We start from the raw sequence: 18,808 nt of genomic DNA on the forward strand, positions 1-18,808 counted from the left end.
GGGTGGTCAGCCGGTGACGACGGTCTGCGACTGCTCCCGCATGAAGAGCTGGACGTAGTGCAGGCCGCCACCGGCCTTGCCCGAGCTGCCCGAGCCCTTCCAGCCGCCGAACGGCTGGACGCCCGGCCACGCGCCGGTCGTGGCGCCGGCCGGACGGTTGACGTAGACGACGCCGGCCTCGATCTGGGCGAGGAAGCGGTCGATCTCGTCCTGCTCGCCGGCGAAGAGGCCGGCGGTGAGCCCGAAGACGGTGTCGTTGGCCCGCTCCAGCGCCTCGTCCAGGGAGTCGACCGGCGCGACGACGGCCAGCGGCACGAAGAGCTCGGTGCTGAAGAGCTCGTCGTCGGTGGGGAGGCCGGAGATGAGGGTGGGCTGCACGAAGTAGCCCGGGTGCCCCTCGGCTCCCTGGAGCACCTCGCCGCCGGCGACGACCGTGCCGCCGGCCTCGCGGGCGTGCTCCACCGCGGAGCGGAAGCGCTCGACCGCCTCGGCGTCGATGACCGGGCCGCAGAAGGTCGCGCGCTCCAGCGGGTCGCCGACGACGACCTCGCTGACGGCCTTGCCCAGGGTCTGGACCAGCTCGTCGTGGACCGCGGCGTCGACGTAGACCCGGGAGCAGGCCGAGCACTTCTGGCCAGAGGCCCCGGCGATGGAGCGGGTGATCCCCTTCGCCGCTGCGTCGAGGTCGGCCGAGGCGGTGACGATGGTCGGGTTCTTGCCGCCCATCTCGGTGATGACCGGACGCGGGTAGTCGCCACGGAAGGCGTCCATGACCGCCCGACCGCCGGTGTAGGACCCGGTGAAGGTCAGCCCGTCGATCCCCGGGTTGGCGACGAGCGCCTTCCCGACGTCGTCGCCACCGGGCAGGATCTGCATGAGGCCCTCGGGCAGGCCTGCCTCGAGCATCGTCTCGTAGAGCTTCCACGCGACGTGGGTGCCCTGGACGGAGGGCTTGAGGACGACCGAGTTGCCGGCCACGAGGGCGGCCGCGGCGGGCCCGGCCGCGAGCGCCATGGGGAAGTTGAAGGGGCTGATGACGCCCCACACCCCGTGCGGGCGGAGCACCGAGCGGGTGGTCTCGGTGTCGGACAGCTGCTCCATCTTCGCCTCGAAGCCGCCGTTCTTCTCGACCTGGTCGCAGTAGTAGCGGAAGAAGACCGCGGCCTCCTCGACGTCACCGAGCGCCTCGAGCCGGTTCTTGCCGACCTCGATCGTCATGAGCGCGGCGAGCTCGTTGGCCCGCTCGCTGATGAGGTCGGCGACGGCACGCAGCACCGGCAGCCGGTCCTGCCACGGGGTGGCGGCCCAGTCGCGCCCGGCGGTGCGGGCGGCCTCCACGGCGGCCTCGACCGCACCGGGCGAGGCGGCGCGGACCCGCGCGACGAGCACGGAGGGGTCGGCCGGGCTGACGACGTCGACCGGGTCGCCCGGGTCGGGATCACCGGGTGCCGAGATCTCGGCCCCCAGCCAGCTCTTCGCCACGTCGACCCCCGCCTCGTAGGCGGTGTGCAGGTCTTCGTTGTCAGCGGTCAGGGTCGCGTAGGTCACCTTGTAGGGCTCGGACACGGCGTCGTCTCCTCACATCTCGCAGATTGCCGAGTTCATCCGCCATCTTGCCAGATCGGCAGGACGATTGACGGAGGAACCTGCGATCTGCCGGACATCCTCCGGTCGGGGCTCTCGACCCTGTGAGACGGGTAAAGATTTCGGCTAAGCATTTCGTGGCTGGCATGCGACTCTCAGAGACATGGGGAGACACTCATCCGCAGAAGCCGCGGGCGCAGGCGCCCGGACCGTCTGGCTCGTCCTGGCGGCGGTCCTCGTGGCCGCGGCCGTGATCTGGTTCGGGGTGTCCCGTGGCCTCGGCGACGAGCCGGGCGACACCGCGCAGGAGACGACGGCGACCCAGGACGACGCCGAGGCGCTCGCCTCGGCCATGGACGGGCCTGACGGCGAGGAGTCGGCCGAGGCCGACACGGGCGACGCGCCCGAGGAGACCACCGAGGAGCCCGCGGCCACGCAGACCGAGCAGGCGCAGGACGCCGGTATGCCCGAGGAGGTCACCGCCTGCCTGGGCGAGGTGTCGGCCGGCACGGAGCGCGCGGCCGCCGCGGCGGAGTCGGCCGAGCACTGGCGGACCCACTACACCCAGATGGGGCTCATCGAGAGCGGTGAGATCACCCCGGAGGAGGCCGCCGGGCCGTGGGCGGAGACGCGTGAGGCCGGTCCGCAGGACCAGGAGCGCTTCTCCGCCGCGCAGGCGGCCTACGAGGACAGCGCCGGGTCGTGCGCGGACCTCGACGTCGCCGGCGCGGCCGCCGCGACCGACGACCTCGACGAGGGCGCGCTGCAGGCCTGCGTCGACCGCAGCGCCGCCCTGGCGCTCGTCGGTGACCGCGGTGCGGCGGTCAACGAGGTGTGGAGCGGCCACCTCGTGCAGATGCGGTCCAAGGACGAGGCCGACCCCGAGGCATACCAGGCGGAGTGGCTGGCGATGGTGGACGCCGCCCCGGAGACGATGGAGCCCTACGACGCGGCGGTGGCCGAGCTCGAGGAGGCGCCCGCCTGCGAGCTCAGCTCGTGACCGGGGCCTGCTGCTCCGGGCCGACCTGCGTGGCGCCGAGCTGGTCGAGCACGAAGGCGATCTCGAAGGCGGTCTCCCGCCACGCGTCGTAACGGCCGGTCCGGCCGCCGTGGCCGGCCACCATCTCGGTCTTGAGCAGGATCGGCCGCTCCCCCGGGTCGCTGGTCACCGTCTCGCGCAGCCGGGCCACCCACTTCGCGGGCTCGACGTAGAAGACCCGGGTGTCGTTGAGCCCGGTGGTGGCCAGGATCGCCGGGTAGTCGACCGGGCGGATGTTCTCGTAGGGCGTGTAGGAGCGCATGAGCGCGTAGATCTCGGCCGACTCGACGGGGTTGCCCCACTCCTCCCACTCGCTGACGGTCAGCGGCAGCGAGGGGTCGAGGATCGTCGTGAGCGCGTCCACGAAGGCCACGCCCGCGTGCACGACGCGGAACCGCTCGGGCGCCAGGTTGAGGATCGCCCCCATGAGCAGACCACCGGCCGAGCGGCCCTCGGCCGCCAGCCGGTCCGGCGCCACCCAGCCGCTCTGCACCAGGTGGTCGGCGCACGCCACGAAGTCGGTGAAGGTGTTGGTCTTGTGCTCCATGCGGCCCTCCTCGTACCAGCCGCGGCCCATCTCGCCGCCGCCGCGGACGTGCGCGACGGCATACACGACCCCGCGGTCGAGGTAGGAGAGGCGGGAGACCGAGAAGTGCGGGTCGGCCGAGACCTCGTAGGAGCCGTAGCCGTAGAGCAGCCCCGGGTGGGTGCCGTCGGGCGCGAGGTCGCGCCGGGCGACGAGGGAGATCGGCACCCTGGTGCCGTCGTCCGCGGTGGCCCAGAGCCGGTGCTGCTGGTAGTCCTGCGGGTCGTAGCCGCCGAGCACCGGCTGGCGCTTGACCAGCTCGAGGGCGCCGCTGCCGAGGTCGAGGTCGTAGACGCTGCGGGGCGTCACCATCGACTCGACGAGCACCTGGAGGGTGTCGGTCTCGTAGGTCGGGTTGGCGCCGGACTCGATGGTGTAGACGGGCTCGTCCACCGGCACCTGGAAGCCGCCGCCCACGGGGCGACCCTCACCGGACAGCGGCAGCACGTGCAGCTGGGTGAGACCCTCGCGGCGCAGCGACAGGACGAGGTGGCCGGCGAAGGCCTCCACCCCGGCCAGCCGCACCCCGTCCTCGCCCGGGACGACGGTGGACCAGTCCTGCGCCGAGGTGCTGGAGACCGGCGCCACGGCCAGCGCGAAGTCGCGGTGGTCGCGGTTGTGCACGATCCACAGCCGGTCCCCCGCGGGCTCGACGTCGTACTCCACGCCCTCCTCGCGGGGCGCCACGACCCGGAAGGACCCGGTGGGCTCCTCGGCGTCGAGGATGCGGGTCTCCGAGGTGTTCTTGCTGCCGAGCCAGATGAGGACGTGCCGGTCGTCGCGCGAGCTCCCGACGCCCATCCAGAAGCGCTCGTCGTCCTCCTGGTGCACGAGCACGTCCGCCTCGGCCGGCGACCCGACCTCGTGCCGCCAGATCTGGAAGGGGCGCCAGGCGTCGTCCACGCGCGTGTAGAAGAGGTGGTGCCCGTCGGCGCTCCAGGCGGTGCCGTAGCCGATCCCGGTCACCGCCTCGTCGAGGACCTCGCCGGTCTCCAGGTCCTTGACCCGCAGGTCGAAGCGCTCGTCACCGGTCGTGTCGACGGCATACGCGAGGCGCCCGCCGTCCGGGGTGACGTCGAAGGCCCCGAGGCTGAAGAACTCCTCGCCCTGCGCCTCGGCGTTGCCGTCGAGCAGCACCTGCTCCCCCTCCGGGGCGGCGCCGGGGTCGAGCTCGGGACGCTGCGGCGAGTCGCCCACCGCGACGCGTCCGTGGACGGCGTACTGCTCACCCTCGATGGTGCGGGAGTAGTACCACCAGTCCCGGTGGCGCACGGGGACCGAGAGGTCGGTCTGCTGGACCCGGTCCTTGATCTCGGTGAAGATCCGCTCCCGCAGGCCGTCCAGGTGGCCGGTGCGCGCCTCGGTGTAGGCGTTCTCCGCCTCCAGGTGGGTGATGACGTCCGGGTCGGTCTTGTCCCGGAGCCACTCGTAGGGGTCGGTGACGTCCTCGCCGTGGTGGGAGCGGACGACGTCGACGCGGGCGGCGCGGGGCGGGGCGGTCTCATCGGTCACCCGGCCCACGCTAACCCCCCTCGCTGCCGGGGTCGCGCCACGGTCCGGGGTCGACCGGCTAGGTTGGGCGCACCATGATCGAGCGCCCCGTCCGTCACCGCCGGGCCGCCTGGGTGGTCCGGGGAGCCGGTCGGGGCGGCGCCCCGTCGCTGCGCCGGTCGCGGTATGCCCAGGTCCGGCTGCGGGAGGTCGAGGGCCTGCTCCTGGGCCCGGCCGAGGTGAGCGAGGTCTACGGACCGGCGCCCACGGCATACCTGCTGGAGGAGCTGCTGGACACGACCGGGGAGTGGGTGGGTCTGCTCGGTGACGACGCGGGGCGCACCTGGGTCGCGATGAGCGACTTCCACGGCTTCGGGCACCTCTTCTGGGTGGTGCGGCCCGCGGAGGACGGGCAGGACGTCTACCTCGGGACGACTCTGGACGCCGTCGTCGACCGGCTGCGCGCCGACGGCCACCGGCTCGAGGTGGACTGGGCGGTCGCCCACACCACGCTCGCCTCCAATCACGTGCTGCTGCGCAACCAGTGGTCGCGGCGCACGCTCGTCGAGGGGGTCCGCTGCCTTCGCCCGGACGAGCTGCTCGTCGTCGACCACCGGGGCGTGGGCACCGTGCCGCGCCCGATGACGACGGACCCGCAGGGCCGCTCCTACGACGAGCTGCTCGACGCGGGCGTCGAGCGCGCCGCGGGGCTGCTGACGCAGGTCGCCGACGCGGTGCCGGACGTGCGGGTCTTCGCCTCCGGCGGCAAGGACAGCCGGGTGGTGCTCTCCCTCCTGGACCACGCCGGCGTGCTCGGTCACGCCAGCTTTGTCGCCGCCGACCCGAGCCGGTGGGCCGACGCGGCGGGACGCAAGGAGCTGTGGCGCGACCTCGTCGTCTCCGACGAGCTGCGGACGGCCGCGGGGCGCCCGTGGTACGTCGAGCCCGACTACGAGGACCGGATGCTCTCCTTCGCCGAGAGCATCGCCCACCACCAGAGCTTCTACGCCGGCAGCCAGTGGGCCGCCTCTGCGGAGCGGCAGCTGCGCTGGCCGACGGTGCCCTACGTCGCGGTCCGCGGCGGTGCCGGGGAGCTCATGCGGACGGCATACCGGGCGATCCGCACCGGCCGGCCCTTCTCGGTCATGGAGCAGCAGCCCGCGTCCCTCCCGGCGGACCTGCGCCGTCTGCACGGTCTGGTCGTCCACGGCGGCGTCACCCTGCCCGACGCCGCCCGCGCGGCCGGCGAGGAGGCGGTGGCCGAGGCCTTCTCCCTGCTGCCGGACGCCCCGGTCGGTGAGCAGGTCGACGCGCACTACCGGCTGCACCGCAACCGCTCGCACTTCGGCCACGTGCTGCACTCGGCGCACCGGCGCAGCCTGGCCCTGCACCCGCTGGCGACCCCGGAGTTCCTGCGGGCGGCGCAGCTGCTGCCCTTCGCCGAGCGGGACCTGGGACTGGCCGCCTTCGACGTGATCGAGCGGCTGCGGCCGGACCTCAACCGGCACCGCCTCGCCTCCGGCAGCTGGCCGGCGCAGGTGTGGGAGCGTCGCGGCGGCGCACCCTCCCCTCTGCCGCAGGCCCCGCGCGGTCCGTTCGGACGCGAGCGCGTGCCCTCCTACTTCGACGCCGAGGACCACAACCACTTCCGGCGCGGGTGGACCAGCGGGCCGCTGCGCTTCGACATCCGGACCGCCGCCCAGACCCGCGCCGTGCGCGACCTCTGGCGGCTGCACGAGCTGGCCCCGGAGCAGGCACCAGCCGGTCTCGTCGCGGACCTCGCCGACCTGGTGAGCCGCAACGCGCTCAACCCCGCCACCACCGTGGTCCGGCTCGCCTCGGTCCTGCGCGCGCTCGACGGTCCGGTGACCGACCCGCCGGCCGGGCTCGAGGTGCGGGTCAGCCCGGGGCGGGGTCTGCCGTGGGCGCGCCGGGTCGCGCCGGCGCCGGTGCGCACCGGCCCGCCGGGATCGGTCCGGGACCTGCGGGGGTATGCCGAGAGCGCCCCGTCGGCGGGGCTGGAGACCTTCGAGGTCGACCCGCGCACCGAGCCGGGGATCTACTGCCACCTGGAGCTCTCCGGCGGTGAGCTCCTCGCCCGACGGGTGGGCGCCGAGCGGGCCGGGTGGCGGCTGGAGCACACCTTCACCCTCGTGCGCGGGAAGGAGGAGGTGGCGGGAACCACCACCACGGACTCCCAGGTGTCCTTCGGGGCGCCGGGCGGGCCGGGACCGCACCGGGTGCTGCTCACCGCGCGCTGCCTGGACCGTCCCGAGGTCGTGGTGCGGGCGACCTCTCCCCAGGTCGTCGTGCCCGTCCCCGGCCAGGACGCCGAGGACGGCGCCGCGTCGTGAGCGTCGTCGGCTAGTTGCCGACGCTGGCCGGGCCGAGCAGCGCCTTGAGGTCGCCGAAGAGCTCGGGGGTCGCGGTGACCCGCAGGCTCTCGTCCAGCTTGAGCAGGACGGTCCGGCCGGGCTGGGTGAGCTTGACGTGGACGTCGGTGGCGCCAGGGTGGTCGGCCAGCACCGTCTTGAGGCGGTGCGCCAGCCCGTCCGTGACGCGGGTCAGCGGCAGGTTGAGCACGACGGGACCGCGGGGACCGGCCTTGATGTCCGGCAGGGTCATCTCGTTGGCCATGAGCTCGGTCGAGTCGTCCTTCTTCAGCCGTCCCTTGACCACGACGACGGTGTCCTCGGCGAGCATCGTCGAGATCGTCATGTAGGTCTTGGGCCAGAAGACCACGTCGAGCGAGCCGGCCATGTCCTCGACCGAGGCGCGGGCATACGGGTCGCCGTTCTTGGTGCGCTTGAGCTGCAGGTTGGTGATGAGCCCGGCGACGGTGACGAAGTCGCCGTCCTTGGCGCCGTCCTCCCCGACGAGCTGCAGGATCGAGGCGCTCGCGTGCTGGGACAGGATGTGCTCGATGCCGTTGAGCGGGTGGTCGGAGACGTAGAGGCCGAGCATCTCCCGCTCGAAGGCCAGCCGCGCGGTCTTGTCCCACTCGATCGCGGGGATCGGGGGCAGGGTGACGATCTGGATCCCGGCGCCCTCGTCCGCGTCGTCGCCGCCGCCGCCGAAGGAGAGCCCGGAGAAGAGGCTGTCCTGGCCGATGGCCTCCTGCTTCTTCTCGTCCGCGAGCGCCTCGACATACCGCTCGTGCACGGTGACCAGGCCCTGGCGGGTGTGCCCGAGGCTGTCGAAGGCGCCGGCCTTGCACAGCGACTCGATGGTGCGCTTGTTGCAGACCACCGCCGGGCACTTGCGCAGGAAGTCCTCGAAGGAGGTGAAGGCGCCCTTCTCCTCCCGGGTCGCGACGATCGCCTGGACCACGTTGGCGCCCACGTTGCGGATCGCCTGCAGGCCGAAGCGGATGTCGTCCTCGACCGCGGCGAAGGTGCCGATCGACTCGTTGACGTCCGGCGGCAGCACCGGGATCCCCAGCCGCCGGCACTCGGCGAGGTAGAGCGCGGTCTTGTCCTTGTCGTCGCCGACGCTGGTGAGCAGGGCCGCCATGTACTCGGCCGGGTAGTTGGCCTTGAGGTAGCCGGTCCAGTAGGAGATGACGCCGTAGGCCGCGGTGTGCGCCTTGTTGAAGGCGTAGTCGGAGAAGGGCACGAGGACGCCCCAGAGCGCCGCGACCGAGGCCTCGTTGTAGCCGTTGGCCTTCATGCCGTCGGAGAAGGGGATGTACTCGGCGTCGAGCACCTCCTTCTTCTTCTTGCCCATCGCGCGCCGGAGCAGGTCGGCGTTGCCCAGGGTGTAGCCCGCGAGCTTCTGCGCGATCTCCATGACCTGCTCCTGGTAGATGCAGTTGGAGAGGACCATCCCGCTGGAGACGAAGTTGTGCACGTCGTCGACGGTGATGTCGTAGACCGGCTCCGCAGGGCCCACCGAGACCTCGGTGACCCTGGTCCAGCCCAGCTGTTCGTCGCGTCCACCCGGAGCGGGCGCAGACGGCGAGGAGTGCCCAGACTCACGACCGGTCGTGGCGCCGACGAGGACCCTCTCGGAACGACCGACCCAGACCCGTTCGTCGTCAGTCCACGCGATCCGGTCGTCTCCCACCACGAGGTCACCGGCCTGGACCCAGCCACGCCCGGTCAGCACGGGGTGGTCGGCCGACAGGCGGAGGCGCTCGCCCAGATCCGTGCTCACCGTCAGGACCGGCTTGTCCGGCATCTGCCACCAGTGGGTCACGCGTCGACGCACGACCTTGCCGCGCTCGTCCACGCCGAAGGTGAAGAAGCCCTCCCGCACCCGGCGCTCCAGGTCGTCGACACGAACGCTCTCCCCGGTGTCGGCATCGATGATCGGGGTATCGCCCGCGACGCACAAACCGTAAGTGTTGCCGAGGATCGGCTCGAGGGCCGCCTCCATCTCCGGCTGCAGCTTGCCCTTGAGCTCGGGGTCGAGCGGGGTGTTCTCCTGCTTGCCGTTCTTGCGCAGGGCGAAGTTGGTGTGCGCGTTGACGCCCATGGGGCCGGGGCGGTAGAGCGCGAGCGCCGCGGAGATGTCCTCGAAGGTGTCCGGCTGCATGAGCCGGAGCAGCTGGCGCATGCCGTTGCCGTCGAGCTGGAAGACACCGAGGGTGTCGCCGCGTCCGAGCAGGTCGTAGGTCTTGCGGTCGCTCATGTCCTTGGACAGCGCGTCCAGGTCGATGTCCTGGCCGCGGTTGTCCTTGATGTTGTGGATCGCGTCGTCCAGGACCGTGAGGTTGCGCAGCCCGAGGAAGTCCATCTTGACCAGGCCCAGCGACTCGCACGTCGGGTAGTCGAACTGGGTGATGATCTGCCCGTCCTGGTCGCGGCGCATGATCGGGATGACGTCGATGAGCGGCTCGCTGGACATGATGACGCCGGCCGCGTGCACGCCCCACTGGCGCTTCAGCCCCTCGAGCCCGGTCGCCGTGTCGAAGACCTCGGCCGCGTGCTCGTCGTCGGCGAGCATCTCGCGGAACTCGCCGGCCTCGGCATACCTCTTGTCCTGCGGGTCCTGGATCCCCGCCAGCGAGATGTCCTTGCCCATGACGGTGGGCGGCATGGCCTTGGTGAGCTTCTCCCCCATGGCGAACGGGAAGCCCATGACGCGGGAGGCGTCCTTGAGCGCCTGCTTGGCCTTGATCGTGCCGTAGGTGACGATCATGGCGACCCGCTCGTCGCCGTACTTCTCGGTGACGTAGCGGATGACCTCGGAGCGGCGCCGGTCGTCGAAGTCGACGTCGAAGTCGGGCATCGACTTGCGCTCGGGGTTGAGGAAGCGCTCGAAGATGAGGCCGTGCGGGATGGGGTCGAGGTCGGTGATCCCCATGGCGTAGGCGCACATCGACCCGGCGCCCGACCCGCGCCCGGGGCCGACCTTGATGCCGTTGTCCTTGGCCCAGTTGATGAAGTCGGCCACGACGAGGAAGTAGCCCGGGTACTGCTTGTCGATGATGACGCCCGACTCGTACTCCGCCTGCTTGCGGGCGTAGTCGGGGACCCCCTCCGGGAACCGCTTGTGCAGCCCGGACTCGACCTCCTTGATGAACCAGCTCGTCTCGTCCTCGCCCTCGGGCACCGGGAAGCGGGGCATGTAGCGCCCCTCGCCCTCGGTGAAGGAGATGTCGCAGCGGTCGGCGACGAGGAGGGTGTTGTCGCAGGCCTCGGGCAGCTCGCGCCATACCTCGCGCATCTCCGCGGCGGACTTGAGGTAGTAGCCGTCGCCGTTGAACTGGAACCGGTTCGGGTCCTGCATCGTCGAGCCGGACTGCACGCACAGCAGCGCGGAGTGCGCCTTGGCGTCCTCCTGGTGGGTGTAGTGCAGGTCGTTGGTCGCCAGCAGCGGCAGCGAGAGCTCCTTGGCCAGCCGGAGCAGGTCCTGGCGCACCACCCGCTCGATCTGGATGCCGTGGTCCATGAGCTCGAGGAAGTAGTTGTCCGCCCCGAAGATGTCCTTCATGTCCGAGGCGTACTGCACCGCCTTGTCCCACTGCCCGAGGCGCAGCCGGGTCTGGATCTCCCCCGACGGACACCCGGTCGTGGCGATGAGCCCCTGGCCGTAGGTCTCCAGCAGCTCACGGTCCATCCGCGGCTTGAAGTAGTAGCCCTCCATCGAGGCCAGCGAGGCCATCCGGAAGAGGTTGTGCATGCCGTTGTTGTTGCGCGCCAGCAGCGTCATGTGGGTGTATGCCCCGCCGCCAGAGACGTCGTCCCTGCCGCCGTCGCCGTACTTCACCCGCGTCTTGTCGGTGCGGTGCGTGCCGGGGGTGACGTAGGCCTCCAGCCCGACGATCGGCTTGACGTCGTAGCGCTGGGCGGTCTTCCAGAACTCGTAGGCGCCGAAGATGAAGCCGTGGTCGGTGGTGGCGATCGCCGGCATCCCCAGCTCGGCGGCCTTCTCGAACATGTCGGTGATCCGCGCCGCACCGTCGAGCATGGAGTACTCGGTGTGGTTGTGCAGGTGGACGAAGTTCTGCGCGGGGCTGGCTGGGGAGGACATCGCAGATGATCCTAGAGCCCCGGACCGACAGGCATGGAGCGCCCGTCACCCTGCGCGGAGGGCACCTCGTTGACCTGCGACGGAGACCGTCATGCCGACCCAAGACCCCACCACCACCGTTCGCAGGCCGGAGCGCGGCACCCGCGACGGCACCGCGGACCCGTGGCTCGGGAACATTTACCTCATCTTTGCCAAAGAATTCTTGACCCGGGAGTTGCGTCGGATGAGGATGAAAGTTCCGCCCGGCACATTCGTGGCTTCATATGATTTTCCCTTCGGGCGGCCATCCCCCAAGGAGCGCAATGACGCGTAGAACCCTCGCCACCACCTTGTCAGCAGCACTGGTGCTCGCCGGCTCCGTCACCGCCGCCGCGGCGCCCGGTGACGCCGACCCGCCCACCGCCTCCGTCGACGCCGAGCTGGCGGCGGAGGAGACGGCGCTGGTCCGTCTCCAGCTGCCGAACCGTCAGATGCTCGAGCAGCTCGTCGCTGACGGTGCTGACCTCGCCGGCGTGCCCGCCTCCGCTCCCGACGTCCGCGGCGAGCAGGTGCTGGCCGACGTCGTCCTCACCGGCGCAGAGCTGACCGCGCTGCAGGCAGACGGCGCCACCCTCCTCCAGGTGATCCAGCGCGAGAAGGAGGGCACCGCGAACTTCGAGGCCAGCCGGGCGCAGGCCGAGCGCCGGCACCAGGCGGGGATGACGATGCAGACGACCGACGAGGGCCGCATGCTCGCGGACGTCCTGGTCGTCGACCACGCCTACTGGTGGGAGTCCGGGGGCCAGACGTTCCTGCAGGTGCAGGTGTCGACCTCCGCCACCGACGACCCGGACGTGCAGATCGAGGTCGAGTGGGAGACCGAGGACGGTGAGAGCGGCACCTTCCAGCTGTTCCGGTACGTCGACGCCGGCCAGTACATGTTCCACTACCACCAACCGGAGCCGCTGCCGTCGGCCCCGGTCAGCCTGACGGTCACCTCGTCGGAGGGCGGCACCGCGACCGCCGATCCCGCCCCCTGGCCCGGCGCCGACGTGCCGGAGCTGCCCGAGGGCTACCAGCAGGACTTCATCGACCAGTACATGACGCCGAGCGAGATCGACGAGCGCATCGATCGGCTCGCCGCGCAGTATCCGGACCTGGTCGACGTCGTCGAGCTGCCGAACGAGTCGCTCGGCTACCGCCGCCCGGCCATGGCGTTGGTCGGCGACCCCGCCACCGCCGCGCTGGCCGTGGAGTCGGTCGCCTACGGCACCGACGGGATGAACGGCACCGAGGTCGTCGTCGCCGACCCGGGTGAGCCCGGCCAGGAGCTCACCGGCGTCTACGAGGACGGCACGCTGACCCTCTCCCTGGCCACCGACGCCGAGGGCGCGGTCACCAGCACCGTCGACGAGGTGGCCGCATACATCAACGAGACGTTCGAGGAGACCTTCCGCGCCAACGCAGTGACCGACGGCGCGGCGACGATGACCGTCGTGGAGTCCGTCACCTTGGACGACGGGCTGGACGCCTCGCACCTGAACCCCGAGGGCCGGACGATGCGGATGATGCGCATCGGTGAGCACCGCGACGGGTCTCGCCCGGGCGTCCTGGCCTACAGCCAGGAGCACGCCCGCGAGTGGGTCACCCCGCTGGCGACGATGGAGTTCGCCGAGCGGATGCTGGCCAATGCCGCCACCGACGAGGAGACGGCCGAGCTGCTCGAGGAGGTGGAGATCTTCCTGGTGCCCGTGGTCAACCCGGACGGGGCGAACTACTCCTTCTACGACTACAACTTCCAGCGCAAGAACCTCAGCAACCACTGCGAGGGTGCCGCCCGCGACCCGCGGCGTCAGGACCAGTGGGGTGTCGACCTCAACCGCAACTTCACGGTCGGCTCCGTCCACGACGGGTATGTCGGCGGCTCGCTGAACTGCCTCTCGGGCACCTACGCAGGCCCCGAGGAGCTCTCCGAGCCCGAGGCGCTGAACACCGCCTGGATCGGGGAGAACTACGACAACATCACCCACTCGATGAACGTGCACAGCTACGGCGGCTACTTCATGTGGAGCCCGGGCTCCTACAAGGTGCCCGGCCGCGAGCCGCTGCCGTTCCCCCCGGCGGAGGACCTGCAGGAGTTCTTCGACGCCTCCCAGCGGATCATCGAGGCGATCAGCCAGCACCGCGGCACCGTGACCTGGCCGGCCAACACCGGCCCGGTCATCGACGTCCTCTACAGCGCCGGCGGCAACTCTGCCGACCACATGTACTACGAGCACGACATCGTGGCCTACAACTTCGAGGTCGGCAACGACCTGTGGAACCCGGAGCTGGAGCGCTGGGAGGGCGTCGGCTTCCAGCCGCCGTTCGAGGAGGCTCACCCCGAGTCGCAGGAGTATGCGGCCGGGCTGGTCGAGCTCGTCCGTATCGCCGCGGACGACGCACGCGAGGACAGGGAGGACGTCACCCGGCTCTCGGGCGAGACCCGCTACGAGACGGCGGTGGCCATCGGCCAGGAGGCCTACCCGGACAGCACCACCGCGGTGCTGGTCGGCGGCCCGGACGCCAGCATGGTCGACGGCCTGGTCGCTGCACCCCTCGGGACCGCTCTCGAGGCTCCGGTCCTGCTGACCGACACCGACGAGCTCTCCGGCGCCACGGCGCAGGACCTCACCGACCGCGGTGTCACCGAGGTCGTCGTCGTCGGCGGTGACGGTGCCGTCGGCGAGGAGGTCGTCGAAGCGGTCGAGGCCATGGACATCGAGGTCGAGCGGGTCTCCGGGACGAACCGGTACGGCACCGCCGTCGCGGTCGCCGAGCAGCTGGGCGCCGACACCGACGAGGTCATCGTGACCTCGGGCCTCCAGGACAACCTGGTCGACGCCCTCGCGGTGTCCGGCCCGGCTGCCGCCACCGGCACCCCGGTGCTCCTGGTCCGGCAGGACGGCGTGCCCGCCGTCACCGCAGGCGCCCTCGAGGACTACGACTCCTCGCTGGTCGTCGGTGGAGACGGGGCGGTCGGCAACGAGGTCCTGGACGAGCTGCCCGACCCGCTGCGGGTCTCCGGCACCGGCCGGTGGGAGACCGCCGTCGCGGTCGCCGACCACTTCGTCGCCGAGGGGATGGACAGCAGCTCGGTGTCCATCGCCTCCGGCATCCAGGCCAACATGGTGGACGCCCTGCCGGGCGGCACCCTGGGTCAGCTGATCCTGCTCAGCGAGACGGACGCGCTGCCCGGAGCGACCACGACCTGGCTCGTGGGCAACGAGGAGACCGAGCACGCCTACGTGCTCGGTGGCGACGGCGCCCTCACCGAGACGGTCGTCGAGACCCTCGAGAACATCCTCGGGGGCCGCTGACCGTCGTCCGACGGAGAAACACGTGCAGGGCCGGGGAGCTCCTCCCCGGCCCTGCGGCGTGCCTGCGCCGTGCGGGTCCTCGACCGTGACCATCGGGTCCCACAGAGACCTCAGGGTCGGACGACGTCCAGCGCTTCCTGCAGGTCCTCGGGGTAGGGCGACTCGAACTCGACCTGCTCCCCGCTGCCCGGGTGCAGGAAGCCGAGCTTCACCGCGTGCAACCACTGCCGATCCAGCCCGAGGTCGCGGGCCAGCGTCGGGTCCGCGCCGTAGGTGAGGTCGCCGCAGCACGGGTGCCGCAGCGCCGAGAAGTGCACCCTGATCTGGTGGGTGCGCCCGGTCTCCAGGTGGATCTGCAGCAGGCTCGCCCGCCGGTGCGCCTCGAGCAGCTCGTAGTGGGTGATGCTGGGTCGGCCGCTGGTCATCACCGCGAAGCGGTAGTCGTGGCCGGGGTGCCGCCCGATGGGGGCGTCGATCGTCCCCTCGTGCGGGTCGGGCAGCCCCTGCACCAGCGCGTGGTAGGTCTTCTCGACGACCCGGTCGCGGAAGGCCTGCTTGAGCACGGTGTATGCCCGTTCGGACTTGGCCACGACCATGAGCCCGCTCGTGCCCACGTCCAGACGTTGCACGATGCCCTGCCGCTCCGGCGCGCCCGAGGTCGAGATCCGGTAGCCCGCGGCGGCCAGACCGCCGACCACCGTCGGCCCGGTCCAGCCCACGCTGGGGTGGGCCGCGACGAAGGCCGGCTTGTCGACGACGACGATGTCGCTGTCGTCGTGAACGATCCGCATGCCCTCGACCGGCTCGGCCACTACCTCGAGCCCGGCGGGTGGGCCGGGCGCGGGCAGCTCCACCTCGAGGAAGGCGCCGGCGGTGAGCCGGTCGGACTTGCCGACCACCCGCCCGTCCACCTGCACCAGCCCCTGGCCGGCCAGCGTGGCGGCCTTGGAGCGGGACAGCCCGAGCAAGCGCGGCAGCGCCGCGTCGACGCGCTCGCCCTCGAGGCCGTCGGGGACGGTGAAGACCCGCGACTCGCTCACCGGGCGCTCTCGTCCTCGTGCTGCGTCGACTCCGCGCCGGCGCCGGCCCCCTCGTCCTCGCGGCTGCCGTGCCCCTCGCGCGTCCCGTCCGGGTGGAAGCCGCGCAGGGAGAGCAGCACGATGAGGCACGCCGCGGTGGTGACCCCCATGTCCGCGACGTTGAAGACCGGGAAGTTGGGCAGCGCCAGGAAGTCGACGACGTGCCCCAGCCCGACCGAGGGTGGGCGGAGGTAGCGGTCGATGAGGTTGCCGACGGCGCCGCCGAGCAGGAGCCCGAGCGTGAGCGCCCAGCCCAGGCTCCGGGTCCGGAAGGCCTGGATGACGATGCCGACCGACACCAGGGTGGCGATGGTGGTCACGACCCCGGTCCAGCTCGTGCCCAGCGAGAAGGCCGCGCCGGAGTTGTAGGTCAGGTGCAGCTGGAGCAGCTCTCCGACCAGCGGCACCGACTCACCGCGGGTGAGGCTCGCCTCGGCCCAGAACTTGGTCGCCTGGTCCAGGCCTGCCCACAGCAGCGCGACGAGCAGCACCACGTGGGGGCGCCGGGGTGGACGGGAGGTTAGCGGCGTTCCTGCTTCTGCTTGCATGACATGCATAGCGTCGCACGCGGGAAGGCCTGCAGCCGCATCTTGCCGATCGGCGTCCCGCACGACTCGCAGTCGCCGTAGCTGCCGTCCGCGATGCGGTCCAGCGCGTGGCTGTTCTGGTCGATGAGGTCGCGGGCGTTGTTGGTGACCGACATCTCGTGCTCCCGCTCCCAGGTCGCCGACCCTGCGTCGGCCTGGTCGTCACCGGCGCCGTCACCGTAGGCCCGGCCGCGTTCGAAGAGCTCCTGCTCGGCCTCCTCGACCTCGGCGCGCAGGCGCGCGATCTCGCCCTCGAGCTCCTCGCGCAGCTCCTCCACCTCGGCGGCGCTCCACGGGCTCTCGCCCTCGCGCACGCTCAGGGCTCGGTGCTCACCCTTGCCCCGCCCCGGGCGCGTCGCGGTCCCGGAGCCCCCCTTCTTCGCGGTCGTGGCCACGCCTCGCCCTTCGTTCGCAGCTGGCCCGTCCTGGGGACGAGCGATGGTGGCGGCAGAATAGATCAGCGCTCAGACGTTGACAACGCAGGGCGACACCCCCCTCCCCCGGGTATGCCGCAGCGCCCCGGCGAGGATGTCGGCCGGGGCGCTGCGGGGAGATCTCGGGGTCGTGCTCAGGAGGAGGTGGGCCCGGTGGCGTCCACCCGCTCCATCTGGTCGGCGAGGAAGGTGCGCAGCCGCTGCCGCAGGTCGCGCTCCTGACCCTGCAGGTTGCTGATGGTCGAGCCGAGAGCGGCCTCCTGGCCGTGCAGGTCCTCCAGCACGCTCGCGCGTCGGCCCTCGGCCTCGCTGACCATCTGGTCGCGGCTCGTCTCACCCTCGCCGACGAGCCGGTCGTGGGTCTCCTGACCTGTCCGGACCAGCTCGTCGTGCTGGGTCTGGCCCTCCTCGACCAGCCGGTCGTGGGTCTCCTGACCTGTCCGGACCAGCTCGTCGTGCTGGGTCTGGCCCTCCTGGAGCAGCCGGTCGTGGGTCTCCTGCCCGGTGCGCTGCAGCTCGGCGCTGCGCTCGTCGGCCTCGGCCACGGCGCTCGCCCGGTAGCCGTCGCCCTCCTCGATCAGCCGCGCCTTGGTGCTCTCGCCCTCGGCGACGTGCTGGTCGTGCAGGCGCTGGGCCAGGGAGATGATCGAGCTGGGGTCCTCCCCGTCGCCGATCTTCTGCTCACTGGCGCCGCCCTGCACCGCTGCCACCGTGTCCATGTCCTGGTTCCGCGAGGCGCGCAGCTCGTCGCGCTCGCGCTCGGCGCTCGCCACCTGCTCCTGCGCCGCGGCGAGGCTCTCCTCGGCGGCCACCCGGGCCTGCCGGCACTCCTCGAGCTGACGACGCAGCGACTCCACGTCCGCGTCGGCCGCCCCCGCGTCAGTCGCGACGGCGTCGGTTCCCTTCGGTGCCCCCGCGTCCTGCTCCGCCTCGCCCTCGGGCCGGCTCTCCACGGAGCGCATCGAGCCTCCGCCGGCGCGGCAGTCCTCGAGGTCGGTGCGCAGGCCGTCGTTCTCGGTGACGAGCCGCCGCAGCTCGACCACGACCTCGTCGAGGAAGTCGTCGACCTGGGTCTCGTCGTAGCCGCGACGCAGGTGCGTCGCGCTGAAGCTCTTCTTGATGACGTCCTCGGGGGACAGCGCCATGTTTCACCTCACGTGTGCAGGGAACGGCCGCCTCCCCGGCTCGGTGCCGGGCCCGGCGGTGACGTGCTGGTATGCACCTTGTCCAGCGTGAACTCTAACGCACGCCGGGCAGGCCGCTCGTGGTCCGTCGCCGGGGCATACCGCCGCGCCCGCCCCTCCCGCGCGGGACCTCAGAAGGGCAGCGAGAGCGCCAGGCTGCGGCCGATCCCCACGGCGATGATGAGCACGAGGAAACCGAGGTCGAGCGCGACCTGCCCGATGCGCAGCGGCGGGATGACCCGGCGCAGGGCACGCAGCGGGGGGTCGGTCAGCGAGTAGATGCCGTTGGCCAGGACGAGGACCGGGCCCTTCGGCCGCCAGTCGCGCGCGAAAACCTGCACCCAGTCGAAGACCAGACGCGCGATGAGGACGAAGAAGTAGATGTTGAGCAGGAGCGCGAGGAGCTGGCCGACCATGGCGACACCCTACGCGAGGACGCTGGGAGGAGCCGGTGAAGCCGGCCCGGGCGGGACGTCCGCCTCAGCTCTGGTTGAACGGACCCTGCGCGCCGCGGGTCTGCTCGGGCTGGCTGCCCCCGTCGACCTCGACGAAGGAGGGGCTGAGCAGGAAGACCTTGCTCGTCACCCGCTCGATCGACCCGTGCAGACCGAAGGCCAGGCCGGCGGCGAAGTCGACCAGGCGCTTGGCGTCGGCGTCGTCCATGTCGGAGAGGTTCATGATGACCGGGACGCCCCCGCGGAAGGCCTCACCGATGGTCTTGGCCTCGTTGTAGGTGCGCGGATGGATCGTGGTGATGCGGTTCAACTCGCCGACCTCCGGCTCGCGGACGACCTGGGAGACGGGGGTGCGGGAGGGCAGCGTGGCCACCGCGGACCCGCCCTGCGGGTCGCTCGCGCCGTCGTCCTCGCGCAGCTGGCGCACGGTCGCCCCGCCGCCGCGGTGCTCCGGCGACTCCTGCTCGTAGGTGTCGTAGTCGTCGAAGCGCTCGTCGGACTCGGCGAGTCCGAGGTACTCCATGGTCTTGCGCAGTGCCCCGGCCATGTGTGCG

General features: G+C 71.5%; 12 protein-coding genes. 3 read left to right on the top strand and 9 right to left on the bottom strand.

Features of this window, described 5'->3' with window-relative positions:
- Positions 1–6 precede the first annotated feature (6 nt).
- On the bottom strand, positions 7–1,566 hold the full coding sequence (locus SGUI_RS04390) for an aldehyde dehydrogenase family protein (protein WP_066636770.1): 1,560 nt from the start codon (positions 1,564–1,566) through the stop codon (positions 7–9).
- 181 nt (positions 1,567–1,747) lie between these two features.
- On the opposite strand from SGUI_RS04390, the gene SGUI_RS04395 reads away from it, so the two are divergent.
- On the top strand, positions 1,748–2,584 hold the full coding sequence (locus SGUI_RS04395; protein ID WP_157621736.1) for a hypothetical protein: 837 nt from the start codon (positions 1,748–1,750) through the stop codon (positions 2,582–2,584).
- On the opposite strand, the gene SGUI_RS04400 is transcribed toward SGUI_RS04395, so the two are convergent.
- Positions 2,574–4,721, bottom strand: a complete 2,148-nt coding sequence (locus SGUI_RS04400) for a S9 family peptidase (protein ID WP_066642747.1) — start codon at positions 4,719–4,721, stop codon at positions 2,574–2,576. The genes SGUI_RS04395 and SGUI_RS04400 overlap by 11 nt on opposite strands.
- Positions 4,722–4,795: 74 nt before the next feature.
- On the opposite strand from SGUI_RS04400, the gene SGUI_RS04405 reads away from it, so the two are divergent.
- Entirely contained in the window at positions 4,796–7,054 is a 2,259-nt protein-coding gene (locus SGUI_RS04405; protein WP_066636775.1) for a hypothetical protein, read from the top strand.
- A gap of 10 nt (positions 7,055–7,064) precedes the next feature.
- Here the strand turns inward: SGUI_RS04405 and dnaE are convergent, their stop codons facing one another.
- The gene (gene dnaE, locus SGUI_RS04410) at positions 7,065–11,177 is read right to left on the bottom strand and encodes a DNA polymerase III subunit alpha (protein ID WP_066636777.1); all 4,113 of its coding nucleotides are present in this window, start codon (positions 11,175–11,177) and stop codon (positions 7,065–7,067) included.
- A gap of 302 nt (positions 11,178–11,479) precedes the next feature.
- Between dnaE and SGUI_RS04420 the strand changes: the two genes are divergently transcribed.
- Positions 11,480–14,515, top strand: a complete 3,036-nt coding sequence (locus tag SGUI_RS04420; RefSeq protein ID WP_083190491.1) for a M14 family zinc carboxypeptidase — start codon at positions 11,480–11,482, stop codon at positions 14,513–14,515.
- Between the two features lie 110 nt (positions 14,516–14,625).
- Here SGUI_RS04420 and SGUI_RS04425 read toward each other — a convergent pair whose 3' ends face one another.
- The 6 genes from SGUI_RS04425 to SGUI_RS04450 form a co-directional block, all read right to left on the bottom strand.
- Positions 14,626–15,555: an RluA family pseudouridine synthase gene (locus SGUI_RS04425; protein ID WP_066636787.1), complete on the bottom strand. Its 930-nt coding sequence runs from the start codon at positions 15,553–15,555 to the stop codon at positions 14,626–14,628.
- On the bottom strand, positions 15,552–16,088 hold the full coding sequence (gene lspA, locus SGUI_RS04430; protein WP_066636790.1) for a signal peptidase II: 537 nt from the start codon (positions 16,086–16,088) through the stop codon (positions 15,552–15,554). Before lspA ends, SGUI_RS04425 begins: the two co-directional genes overlap by 4 nt.
- A 26-nt stretch (positions 16,089–16,114) precedes the next feature.
- On the bottom strand, positions 16,115–16,576 hold the full coding sequence (locus SGUI_RS04435) for a TraR/DksA family transcriptional regulator (protein WP_066636793.1): 462 nt from the start codon (positions 16,574–16,576) through the stop codon (positions 16,115–16,117).
- A 173-nt stretch (positions 16,577–16,749) separates the two neighbouring features.
- Positions 16,750–17,760 carry a DivIVA domain-containing protein gene (locus tag SGUI_RS17940; protein WP_066636795.1) on the bottom strand — a complete coding sequence of 337 codons (1,011 nt, stop codon included), beginning with the start codon at positions 17,758–17,760 and terminating at the stop codon, positions 16,750–16,752.
- Between the two features lie 170 nt (positions 17,761–17,930).
- The gene (locus tag SGUI_RS04445) at positions 17,931–18,215 is read right to left on the bottom strand and encodes a YggT family protein (RefSeq protein ID WP_066636798.1); all 285 of its coding nucleotides are present in this window, start codon (positions 18,213–18,215) and stop codon (positions 17,931–17,933) included.
- A gap of 64 nt (positions 18,216–18,279) precedes the next feature.
- On the bottom strand, positions 18,280–18,801 hold the full coding sequence (locus SGUI_RS04450) for a cell division protein SepF (RefSeq protein ID WP_066636801.1): 522 nt from the start codon (positions 18,799–18,801) through the stop codon (positions 18,280–18,282).
- Positions 18,802–18,808 lie beyond the last annotated feature (7 nt).

It is taken from the genome of Serinicoccus hydrothermalis, from assembly GCF_001685415.1.
Lineage (GTDB): Bacteria > Actinomycetota > Actinomycetes > Actinomycetales > Dermatophilaceae > Ornithinicoccus > Ornithinicoccus hydrothermalis.